Annotated in this window: 9 protein-coding genes; 1 reads left to right on the top strand and 8 read right to left on the bottom strand. The window is 33.1% G+C overall.

What is annotated here, in order from left to right; translation table 11 throughout:
- Positions 1-213 precede the first annotated feature (213 nt).
- The 8 genes from ACWGOQ_RS22480 to ACWGOQ_RS22445 form a co-directional block, all read right to left on the bottom strand.
- Positions 214-684, bottom strand: a complete 471-nt coding sequence (locus ACWGOQ_RS22480; protein WP_452059991.1) for a hypothetical protein — start codon at positions 682-684, stop codon at positions 214-216.
- A gap of 307 nt (positions 685-991) precedes the next feature.
- Complete coding sequence (locus tag ACWGOQ_RS22475; protein WP_452059990.1) at positions 992-2,695, bottom strand: serine hydrolase domain-containing protein; 1,704 nt, start codon at positions 2,693-2,695, stop codon at positions 992-994.
- 68 nt (positions 2,696-2,763) lie between these two features.
- Positions 2,764-3,576: a helix-turn-helix domain-containing protein gene (locus ACWGOQ_RS22470; RefSeq protein WP_452059989.1), complete on the bottom strand. Its 813-nt coding sequence runs from the start codon at positions 3,574-3,576 to the stop codon at positions 2,764-2,766.
- A 34-nt stretch (positions 3,577-3,610) separates the two neighbouring features.
- Entirely contained in the window at positions 3,611-4,423 is an 813-nt protein-coding gene (locus tag ACWGOQ_RS22465) for a M23 family metallopeptidase (protein WP_452059988.1), read from the bottom strand.
- A gap of 96 nt (positions 4,424-4,519) precedes the next feature.
- On the bottom strand, positions 4,520-6,307 hold the full coding sequence (locus ACWGOQ_RS22460; protein ID WP_452059987.1) for a TonB-dependent receptor: 1,788 nt from the start codon (positions 6,305-6,307) through the stop codon (positions 4,520-4,522).
- Between the two features lie 27 nt (positions 6,308-6,334).
- A complete protein-coding gene (locus ACWGOQ_RS22455; protein ID WP_452059986.1) occupies positions 6,335-9,352 on the bottom strand; it encodes a tetratricopeptide repeat protein in 3,018 nt (1,005 codons plus the stop codon).
- 181 nt (positions 9,353-9,533) lie between these two features.
- On the bottom strand, positions 9,534-10,427 hold the full coding sequence (locus ACWGOQ_RS22450) for an SGNH/GDSL hydrolase family protein (protein ID WP_452059985.1): 894 nt from the start codon (positions 10,425-10,427) through the stop codon (positions 9,534-9,536).
- A 35-nt stretch (positions 10,428-10,462) separates the two neighbouring features.
- Complete coding sequence (locus ACWGOQ_RS22445; RefSeq protein WP_452059984.1) at positions 10,463-11,722, bottom strand: MBOAT family O-acyltransferase; 1,260 nt, start codon at positions 11,720-11,722, stop codon at positions 10,463-10,465.
- Positions 11,723-12,014: 292 nt separating this feature from the next.
- Here ACWGOQ_RS22445 and ACWGOQ_RS22440 point away from each other — a divergent pair, with 292 nt between their 5' ends.
- The gene (locus tag ACWGOQ_RS22440; RefSeq protein ID WP_452059983.1) at positions 12,015-12,698 is read left to right on the top strand and encodes a cell division ATP-binding protein FtsE; all 684 of its coding nucleotides are present in this window, start codon (positions 12,015-12,017) and stop codon (positions 12,696-12,698) included.
- The last annotated feature ends 64 nt before the right edge of the window (positions 12,699-12,762 follow it).

The following is a 12,762-nucleotide window of genomic DNA, read 5'->3' as shown; positions in this document are numbered from 1 at the left end:
GTTCAATATAGTCAATGATATAATCGGGATTTGGTGGTTTGGTTTTGTCAGATATCTAGATTTCTGTATCTATTTTCTGAACAAATTTCCTAATTTGACAGACTTCTCAAATCTCTTTTTTTTCAAGTTCATACCTTTCCAATATTGGATGTATAATTTTACCTTAAACCCTCAGGTTCTTTTTTAGCACTTCCATTATTTTTAATGTCCTCTTTATTTATTTGGAACTCCATTTTTTTTTCTAATTAGTGATATCAAGCTTGGTATGGTAGAAGTTAAAATGCTAATTCCTAAAATCAGGCTGTATTTTATTCCGTTCCAACTTATATTTCTAATTCCATCATTACAGGCTGTACATTCTATAACTCTCAGATTAGCGTCAATTGATGAAATTCCAATAACACTTATGATAAATATTAAAATACTTATCAGTCCTTTTTTTATTATTTCGACACGTTTTTTATCAGAATTCCCGAGTGCAAAAACAAGAAATGCACATCCAAAACTAAAATAATAAAAATTAGTGCTGAATAAATGAAAATTCTTTCCTGTAAATCTAATTCTATTAGAAGTTGACCAACGGAATATGTTTTGAATTTGTTCTCTAAAAAAAGAATCAGCAAAAAGAGCAATTCCAATTCCGACAACTATGGCAACAATTCCTATAACAATTCTTTTTATCAATTTAGATGATTTTTCAGCTTACGCATAGGTAGTGCTACTAGTAGCGCAGTATTACCCATCACACAGTGCTATGTGCTGTTTTTATTTTAATTTTTCATTTCAGACCAAAATTAATAATAAATCAAGGACTGTTGTTCTATTTGCCAACTTCGAGATCACTTTTTTCGGAGATTTCCCTAAACGATAAAATTAGCAAAATGTATCTTGTTGATTTTGTCTTATAATGCTTAGGGTCCTGTTTGTGTGAGAACTGTGCTTGGATACCTGTCCTTTTATAAAAAATTTAGCTATACAATCAAGACAAAATTTAGTTGATCATAGCAGGAAGGATATAGCGTTCTAGTATACGTTCGGGTTGTTGCAATCGCTTACGGTTTCTATAATTACCAGAAGTAATTACAACGACAGATTCCAGCTCCGGCATGATACAAATATATTGTCCACCAGCACCTCTGGCTTCTATAGCTGCTACCTTTTTATTTCCTACTTCATAAGTTTGATGCCACCACAGGTATCCATATTCATTTTTATCTTTTACATCTTGTAATCGTCTGTATTTTTTAAAGGAGGCATCTACCCAATTTTCTGATATGACCTGTGCTCCTTTCCACTTGCCTTTATCCAAATATAATTGTCCAAACTTTAGCATATCTCTTGGTGTTAGATACATCCCACCTCCAAAATATGGTCTTGATGCTGTATTTTCTGTTTGAATAATGTAGTTAGTTATTCCAAGTGGAGTAAATAGTTTTTCTTCCATATATAATTCTAAAGGAGATGCTAACTTTTGATCAAGGCTTACTCCCAATAAAAATGGATTTGCAGAACCATAATTAGCGTGTGTACCAGGTTCGTGAGTCATTTTTGACTCTAACACCGTTTTTAACCAATAGTCCGAACGCTGATAATTATTTTCTGATGCGGTACCGTCTACATCTAAACCAGCACTCATCGTTAATAAATCCTGGAAGTTGATCTTAGATTTTAAAGAGTCTTTGGTGTACTGAAATTCTTCCGGGATAAAATCATAGAGTTTATCATCTACGCCTGTAAGGATTTTATTATCAATTGCAATCCCAATCATTGCAGAAGAGATACTTTTAGATGCGGATCGCTGATCATGAGGAATGTGCATATTGTATCCTTCAAAATACGCCTCAAAAACCAACTTTCCTTCTTTAGCAATAAGTATACTATGGGTATCGGGTAATACTTTTTTATTCACCTCAGTAATCAACTTCGATAACCAAGTATTTGTGATTCCAACTTCTGAAGTTGTTGCTGTTATCCATCCATCGACTAACTCTAATGGTTTAGCTATATACTGATTAGTTTTACTTTCTGATTTTAGAGATGATAAATCTATATCAGAGCGTTTAAAATTTACAGTAGTAACCTTTTTTTTTCCTAACAGTATTACTAAGGCAATGGTATCTTTTAAAAGTATAGCCCTAAACCTCAATCCGGTTTTATAATCCCTGAATCCTACGATATTGCTTACTTTTTTAAAATCACCAACCCAAGTACCTGTAAATCGTTGATCACCAAAAAAGGTATATATCGCTAAGCCAATATCTTGATTATTTTCTACACTCAGATACATCTCTGGTGATTGTAAACTATCAACCATGATTGGATTCCAAACCCCCTTAAATGAACCATCATCTAATTTGAGTAGCGAAAGGTGATACATTAAAATTCCGGATTGTATAAACCCTGTAACTGCTGTTTTATCTTTGGTAAAAGAAAAATCAAATTTGATATCATTATCGATATTAGTTTGCAAACGGGTATTGCTTGAAAGGATCATTTTTTTGCGTATCGAAGCTTCGGTATTACTAATTGTGAGATGATATATATTAGATTCGGATTCCTTTAGAATAATAGTAAAATGCAGGCTATTGTCATTTGGTAATATTCCTTCCCAGTTTCCTTCATACTCGCTTTGTTGTGCACAACCTATAAAAAGAAATGAAAAAAGAAATACAGGTAGTAATAGATTTTTAATCATTGTTTATACTTTTTAATGAAATTCAAAAGTACTTTATTACTCTTCCAAAAAATTGTATCAGATTAACATTACAGATTTTTATGTAGATTTTTTCTATACCTACTGGGATTCATTTCAAAATAAGATTTAAACACCCGATTAAAATGACTCTGATCAGAAAAACCGGTTTGATACGCTATTTCTGTTAATGATTTTGTAGTATCGAAGATTAGCGGAATTGCTTTTTTGATTTTATGTTGTCTGATATATTCACCAAGACTTGCAGAGAAATATTGTGGTGCAGCTCTGGATATATGAACCGGATGTACATCTAATTGGTTAGAAAGATGTTGCAGACTAAGATCTGTATGATCTTCATACAACAATTCTTGTAATTCTAACACCCAACCTGGAATATTCTTGGTATTGTTCACCTTAATTTCTCCTAATGTTTCACAAATCTGTAACAATAATAATTCTACAGAGATTTCGCTGTACTCGTCGGACAGCAAAAACTCGTGGTACAGTTTTGCAAAGAGAAAATGTAGTTTAGGATTTTCGATACGCTGGCTTCCTTCTAATAATTGCATATCAATCCCATTATGTTTGAACCAATTTTCCTTAAATTCCAGATGAAAACCACTTGCTTGATCAGAATGCTTAGCGCCGTAATGCGCTTCTTGCCAATTATTGAACATTATGCTTCCTGATGGACATAACGTCTTTACTTTAGTATTACAATCAATCATATTACCTTGTAGCACAAACATGAAATAGGGGTTCTCGTGGTAGTGCCAAGCTGTTTTATCTACTGTGTATTTATATTGAGATAATAAAATACCATTAAAGGAGGCTTCTGAATTCTGTTTGCCATAGTACGTTCCTTCTGTTAATATTTTCATATGGTAATAAAAGTGCTAAATCCTATAATTTTAGTTAATAGCTTTTAGAATACTCTTTCTTTTCTTCCAGTTGTGTTAATTGCTTACCATTACCAACCAGAAATTTTGTTCGTAACGTTTCTCTATCATTAAATCGTTGCAGAAATACGATAAAATGCAAATGCGGTCCTGTTGACCATCCTATATTACCACTAAAACCAATATGCTGCCCTTTCTTTATGATATCGCCTGGTTGTACTTTGGATCCGTTTTTTTTGATATGCGTATATTCTGCAAACGTACCATCGGAATGGTATACCAAAATATAATTATTAAATTTAGCACAGTCCGGATCTGTACAAGTCTTATTAAAACCCTGTTCCACCAGCACTACCTTACCATCTCTGGCAGCATAAATAGGTGTCCCAATTGGCATTCTAAAATCTAATGCATATTCATTATGGTGTGAAATCTTACCTTTATATCCTTGTGTTACCATATACGCTGTTCCTTTTTTAAAAGGCAGATGATAGGCATAATTAGCATCATAAGAAGTCTGCAAGTGATTACCGTGGTTGTAGCGCACGCTAAACCCTAATCTAATGGCTTTTTTTCTATCAACTACGGTTAGATCTGCAATATAAAATTTAGTAGTTTGCTCCGGAACTTCTATAATTTTGATATCGCCGATACTTGAGGTAAGATTTTCTATTTTAAAATCAATTTCCACAGAAACAGGACAAAACTCACCATTATCTGCATAGATTTTATATCCGTCATCAGTTTGTTCATAAAATACTTTAAAATCCTCTTGGGCAATCATAGATATGGAAACCATACCCAAAACACAAAACACAAAACTCTTCATATTCAACTTGTTTCCAATTACAAAGAAAAATAGTGTTTTTTAATGTATTTTTTATTAATAGAAATATATTTAACTAAATCTCTTCATAAAATCAGATCAATAATTAAACTTATACGTTACGCCACCTAACACTTGTATTCCCTGTACCGGGAAGTTTACCCAGCGTTCGTAGTTTTCGCCAACCAGATTATTTCCTTTTACAAAAACGGATAATTTATCATTGAAACGATAACCAAGATTTACATTGGCATCAAAATAACTGTCTAATGTCACCGCTGCTTCTGGTGTTGGTGGTGAAAAAGCGATTGTAGTATCAATATCTTTTCGTTCGCCTACATAAAAGAGCTGTGCTCCCGCAAACCATCGATCTGTAATTTGATAATCTAACAATACTGATGCTTTTAAATCTGGTAGATTCCAGGCTTCTTGTTCATCTTCAGTATCATATTCAAAATACTCTGCAGAAACACCTAGCTTAAACTTTTTATTGATATTAAAATTTAATTCTCCATAACCACTCAGCGTTAATATATCATCGTATCGATAGGCAAAAGAGTTACCAAAATCATAACCTTCTAATTGTAACGTTTGTGGTCTGTTGTTTATAAATAAAGCCTTATCGTTTTCTGAAGCATAACCTCCTCTAAAATTATAACTTACAACATCAGAAATTTTACCTTTTAAACCTACAAAGGCATCAAACTGATTATGCGTAGTTTTTAAGAACAAGGTTGGTGACACATACGGATTTGCCTGGACAGCATCTCTATACGAATTTTGTTTTAGTCCTCCTTCTAATCCACCATAAGCAATAACAGCTTCATCAAGTAACCGATACGAGGCTGTAACTTTTGGATAAATAAAAAAGTCATTGTCCTTATTCTGACTATCAATACTGTAATAAACGGCAGCACCCAGATTCAGTGTCAAATTATCCCTCAATATGACCAAGCTCGGTTGAATTCCAAGGTTGAGAATGTTAAAATCATTAGGAGTTTGTAATACCAAATCTAAAGGCCTATCAAAACTTCCTCCCAGATAATCAATGATAAAATCGGTAGTGATTAATTCATCAGCGATTTCAAACTCGAAAGTGGGTGTAAAAACCGCGTGGTGCTCTGTTGTACTAAAAGCATCTCCAAAATAACGATAATTTAATGAGGCCCGCTTAAAATATAAATCATCAAATTGCAATTTGCCCCCTAATTTGGCCCCAAAATAATTCTGTTGGGGGTCAATTGCATCAATTTCTGCTGGTGTAAGTACAGGAGTCTCTGGTAATCCATACCAATTATACAATTGATGTTCTGCTCCTATCTCTATGCCGTATGTAAAATCCCTAGTTCTCGAGGTGTAGTTAAGATCCAAAAATGTATTATAAAACTTATCATCCAGCGCTATATCTTCAATCCCTCCTTGAGATGAGTTATGGTGTAAATACAACCCTATATTATCCGTACGGTTGATCTGAAAATTACTGTAAAATTCTGCCAAAACCGATGTAAAATTACCAAACCCCAACGTCGCATAATTATCGTACAGTGGTATTTTTTTGGGTCGGTCAATATTTGCAGCTCTACCTTTTGCAGGGGTAAATGTAGATGCTACAGGTACTGAAAAAATACTGTATCGTAATTGTTTTTTTTTCTGGGTAACAGAGTCACTTATTATCGGAGTCGATTTTACCTTAAACGCATCACTAATCGTTGGGGTATAAGCCTTTACAATAACCACACGTTCTGTTTCTATGGTTTCTCCTTCTTCTTTTTCCTGAGCAAGTGTGCTACTCGCCACTAAAACACTAAGGAAAAACAGAATTTTTTTAGACCTCACAGGTCTCGGAGACCTATGAGGTCTACTTAATTTATTACAATATCTTAACATAAATCGCTAGACGTTTATAACTGATTATTATTGTTCGGTTTGGATGGATGAATTTGTTTTTGCCTCCTCGGCTTTGATCTTTTTGAGTTCGGATTGTGCTTCGTCAACTACATCCGGATAATCGGTAAAGTTTTTAATCACACTTTCTAAAATATAGGTAGCCTGATACGCATCTTCTAATCCATAGAAATTTTTAGCCATCAATACTAACCCTTTGGCTCCATATAACTTATAACCCGAATAATTTTTAGCTAGTTGCTGTACCGTTTCATTAGATGCTTTATAATTACCTTCTTTATTTTTGAAATAGGAATCATAATACAAAGCTTCTGCCGCTAATTCTCCTGTTGCAATTTTTTTCACCTCTGCATACGCTCTTTTGGCTCTGGCATCATCTGCGGTTTGCAATGCTGCACGCGCAATAAAAATCTGCGCATCACTTTTTACATCGTTCTGAATTTTGGGATTACTCAATACTTTTTCTGCATATGAGATGGTCTCTTGATAGTGTACAAGTTGATAATGCGACTTCATCAAATTAGACTGTGCAAATATGATATTTTGTGGAAAATCTGCAGCTTTTTCTAATCGTTCTAATACCGGAATAGCTTTATCATACTTACGATTCTCCAGATAGATCTGAGACAATCGTGCCAGTGCCTGTTCTGTAAACTCTGTTCTATCTTTTTCTAGCACATATTCATAATGCGGAATGGTAGCTTGCTTATCGCCATTTTTATAAAACAATTGTGCCAAATAAAAATGACTCTTTAGGGCATGAAGACCGTTTGGAAATTCATCCAGATACTTCTGAAAACCAGCAATAGCAGCATTATTATTATTTTCCAAATATTGTTTTTCTGCTGCTTCATACGAGGTGTTATCTAGATCTGCATCGGTAACATCTACAAAACTTAATCCTTTTACCCAACTAGAGTATTCATCGGTTCTGCCTAAATCGACATATATTAATCTAGCGGTATTCACCGCTTGTACTGCTTCGTCAGACCCCGGGTAATCAGCTACTACTCTTTTAAATTTAGTCAAAGCACTATTTCCCTGGTCACTATTATAATAAATCAATCCTTGTTTTAGCAATGCTTTAGGTACATATGAACTACTTGGAACTTCTCTGACTAAACGATCATATGCTTCGATTCCTCTTTGGGTTTTATTTTCAGCTACATATGTATTTCCTAAAGCAAACATCGCATCATCCCGATAGGTTGAACGCGTATATTTTTTCAGGAACAATTCCAGATCACTGATTTTTTTATCATTCTTTTTAACAAAACCATAACTAATCGCTTTTTGGTAATGCGCATAGTCAGCATCTGCTCCATCTTTTTTGATCGCCTTATTGTAGGCTTCCATTGCAGGCCAGTACTTACTAGAAATAAAATGACTATCGCCTAACCTAAGATACGTGTCTGTTAACCTTGTTTCATCTATACCATCCTTCTTAGAATATTTTTCAAAGAAATCCGCTGCTTGTGGATATTGTTTTAGCTTAAAGTATGCATAACCTATGTTGTAATCAATTGCATCGTATTCATCTGTAGACGAAGCTTCTTGGCTTCCTTTAAATTGTTTAAAACCAATTAATGCTTCTTCAAAATGACTTTGTAAATAATCACATTCTGATTTCCAATAGATCGCTTTTGCCGCATACTTTAGATCTGTTTGTTGCGCCAGAGATTTGTCAAAATATGCTTCCGCCTCCTTATAATTTGCTTCATTATATAATTCTACTCCCCGAAAATATGCTACCTTTTGGTATACTACCTTATCATTAAAATTACGACTTCCTTCTAGAAGGTCCATAGCTTCTTTATAATTCTTAGAAGTGATATATGAACTGATCAATAACTCTTGTATTTCATCTTTAAATTCAGAATTAGGATAGGCTTCTGCATACGATAACAATACTTTAGGCGTGCTCTCATATGAATTCCCTATTTCGTAGCTTAGCTTTGCATAATTATACAACGCATCTTCTTTGATCTTTGCTTCAAAATCCATTTCTGAAGCATTCTTAAATGCGTTGAGTGCTTGCTGTTTTTGATCTGTTTTTAGATAGGATTCTGCTAGGTGATAATATGCATTCTGAGCTGTGGCATTGCGACCCCCTACTATTTTATTAAATTCCGAAATAGCACTAATGTAATCTCCTCCTTTATAATAAGCATATCCTAATTGATAATAATCTGTATTGTTCCATTTCCCTTTTCGGCCTCTATATGCTTTCAGGTGAGGAATTGCTTTATCATATTGCCCAAGGTTAAAATAACTCTCCCCTATAATTTTATTCAACTCAGATTTTTCTGAAGGTTTTGAAGTAGGAAGTTGCCCTAATCCATCATTAATAGCCTCCTGAAATTTTCCTGATTTAAAATTCATATCACTCTGGAAATAAGACAAGTTCTTATTATACTGATCCAGATCTTTTACCTCATCAAAAAGCTTATCTGCTTCTTGATAATTATCGCCTTCGTATGCTATAAAACCTAGATAATACTTTGCCTGAGCTCCATACTCATCTGTCTCTTCTACCTTAGTTAAGAATTTTTTAGCTTCATTAAATCGCTGAATTTTAAAATATGCATACCCATTATTAAAATTAAATTTTTCCTTTTCAGAGCGGCTCATATTCACTTCATCTACTTTATCATACCACTTGCGGGCATATGCATATTTTCCGTTATCGAAATAATAATTAGCTACATCCAGGTACGCAGCGTTTCGTTTAATGCTAGTAGGATATTCTACTACAAACGCTTCCATGAGCGCGTCTGCACCTTTTTGATTAAGCCATACCGCACAATTGGCGATGTAATATGTACATTCTGCATCTATATTTTCATCATCTACTGCGTCTCTTACTTTATCAAACAAGTTCTGAGCTGCCAGAAACTGTTTATTGTTATAAAGTTCCAGTGCCTGATTATAAAGTACTAGCTCATTGGTATAAATTGCAGATTGTTGCGCAGAAATCGTTGAGGATAGGATCGCTACAAAAAGCATCAAAGTGATGTATTTGTTCATGTAAATATTTCTTTCAAAGTTTAGAATCTGGATCATACCAGACACTTGTTTAATAGAAATTTCAAGGATTGAGCCCTTGACCAATTTTTCGTTAAGTAAATATCGTTTCCCGTGAATAATTTTTGTGTTAAAGATACCCTAATCTTCATCTTAATAACGAAATATTTTAAAGATAATTACATTAGAACCCATTTTTTGGATCAGATATAATTCTATTTATAATTTGAGTGTATTTTTTTGCTCCTTTATGGTTCAGATGATCCGCATCAAACAAATCTGAATCTTCTAATCTGTCGTCGTCTCTTAAATTAATGTAAGTTGTATTCCAGTTATTAGATTTTAAGGTCTTACAGACCGATTCGATTTTATTCCATTTTTCGGGATTCAAAGCGGTAACATAATCCTTATGCGCGGGCATTTCAACCAAATAAACTCTGCATCCTATTGCTTTACATCGGTCAATAATAGATTGAAGTTTTATGATATTTTGGCTGAAGTCCATAGAACCGTCCTCATGATTTTTTGCTCTTTGAAAAGCATGCTTTTGTAAAACAATCTTTCCCTTATCAATATAATAAGTACCCCATCCATTTTCATCACAACTAACAAGAGTCCCATCTTGGATATATTTTCGTATTAGATTTGTAGACCAACTAAATCTTTTGGAAAGCGCCAAGCTGTATTTTCTGACATCAAAGTCAGAGACAATGGGAGTGTGTATATCCATTTGGTTATAATAAAAATATTTCCGCCAAATATCACCTTTCACATTTTCTGGTTGACTCAATGTGTAATATCCAACAGTTAGAATCACATTTTTGAGATTTTTTATGCTGTCCTGATGTTTATTAAAAAGTAATTCATCAAAATGTAAAGATTGACTTACGAGGGATAAATTAAAGGTTTCTGAAGTTATAAATTCTGGATTAATACCAAAGAAAGCGTGAGAGTCCCCTAGTACCAGCGTTTCTATTGTATCATAATGCGTGGTAACCATTCTATGCTTATAAGTATAGTTAGACTCCACGTGTCGATAAAAATATTCTAGTGCACCCCAAACAAACAGTACTGGCATCAAAAACAATACTATTTTTTTTAAAAACTTTTGCATCAAAATTGAAAATAAATAAATGTTTGTAGCTCTGCTCCAAAACTAAAAATGATAAATACAGTAAGATAATAAATAAAATATTTTATTGGTTTGAATTTTATATATGATATATCCAAAAGATGATTTCTATCTATTTGAATCCACTCGATAAACATGTATAAAACCAGAAACAATAAAAATTTTTTGTTTCCTAACGGTATTGTAAATAAAGAATCACTGAAAACAATACTATAATAATCAAAAGCATTAGAAATTGTCTCCGCCCTAAAAAACACCCAAGCGATGGTGACAATAAAAAATGTAAATCCAATTCTTAGCAAATCAATAATGATTGATTTTCGATTTTCAAAAATTAAATCCCACCTTGTATATTTACCAATAAAGACTGTACATATCAAACCCATAGCATGCATTAGCCCCCAAAATAAGAACGTTAAATTGGCTCCATGCCATAAACCACTTAGTAAGAAAACTAGCAAAATATTAAAAAGCCATCTGGGATTAGATACTTGGTTTCCACCCAAAGGAATATAGACATAATCTCTAAACCACGTAGAAAGAGAGATATGCCAACGCCTCCAAAATTCAATTAAATTTACAGATAAGTAAGGAAAATTAAAATTCTTCATCAGATCAAAACCTAATAATCTTGCAGAACCAATAGCAATATCAGAGTAACCAGAAAAATCACCATAAATCTGAAAACCAAAAAATATAGCTCCACAAAATAGGGTACTACCAGAATACTCCGTATAATTTTCAAAAAGATTATTGACAATCAAAGCACAATTATCTGCAATTACCATTTTTTTAAATAAACCTCCTAGAATCAATCGCAATCCATCTGCGCTTTTGGTGTAATTAAAAGTTCTACTTTTCTGAAACTGTGGTAAAAGATTTGAAGCTCTTTCTATTGGTCCTGCAACCAATTGAGGAAAAAACGAAACAAATGCAAAAAATGAAATCATATCATTTGTGGGATGTATTCTTTTTCGATAAACGTCAATAGTGTAACTTAATGTCTGAAAGGTGTAAAAACTTATACCTACAGGAAGGATGAGTTGAACTGAATTATAAGTTATTGGCTTTCCAAATAACAAAAAGACCTCTGTAAACGTTTCAATAAAAAAATTGAAATATTTAAAAAGAAATAGCAGCCCCAAATTAAAGAACAAACTTACCCCTAAAAGTAATTTTCTAGTAACACCCAAAGAGTACTTTAATTGTCTGGCTACCAAAAAATCAACACATGAACTCAAAAAAATTAATGATAAAAAACGCCAATCCCAAAAAGAGTAGAATAAATAACTAACGATGAGAAGAAAAACATTTTGAACTTTTATAGAATAATTAAATACAAACCAATACAACACAAAGATGATTGGAAAAAATAACGCAAAATCAACAGTATTAAATTGCAAGATGTATGGTACTATGAATTCTGTCGAAAAATACTTAAAATCAACGTGGATAAAAAAACATTTTTAATAAATACATTGTTCCTTAATCTTTTTACTTTTACTAAAATTAATAAACTCAGAATATCATACTATGTCGGAAACGGTTCTAAGTCTTAAAAATGCGTCAATTTACCAACGTGAAAATTTAATTCTGTCGGATGTTAATGTAGAAGTTAATAAAGGAGATTTTGTATATCTCATAGGAAAAACCGGAACTGGAAAAAGTAGTTTTATGAAAACACTTTATGGCGACATTCCTTTGATAGAAGGAGAAGGTAGTATTGTGGATTTTGATCTGGCTATATTAAAAGAAAATCAAATTCCTTTTCTAAGAAGAAAATTAGGAATTGTATTTCAGGATTTTAAATTGTTAAATGACAGAACTGTAAAAGACAATCTATCATTTGTTCTAAAAGCAACTGGTTGGACAGATCAAAAAGCAATGGACAGTAAGATTGAAAATGTACTGGATAAAGTTGGTATGAAAACTAAAGATTTTAAATTTCCGTATCAATTATCAGGTGGAGAGCAACAAAGGATAGCCATTGCCAGAGCATTGTTGAATGATCCAGAATTGATTCTTGCCGACGAGCCTACCGGAAATCTGGATCCGCAAACTTCTGTAGAAGTGATGGAAGTATTACAGGATATTAACAAGAATGGTAACACCATTTTAATGGCTACCCACGATTATGCATTACTCTTGAAATATCCTTCTAAAACATTAAAATGCGAAGGAAATAAGGTTTTTGAAGTAGTACAACGAAAAGGATAATTCTCAAAGAAATAATACCATGGCGTTTAATAACTCTTGATGATATCATCGAAATGTTTACCAA

The sequence above is a fragment of the Aquimarina ulvae genome, from assembly GCF_053613295.3.
This window is presented reverse-complemented; position numbering and strand designations above follow the sequence as displayed.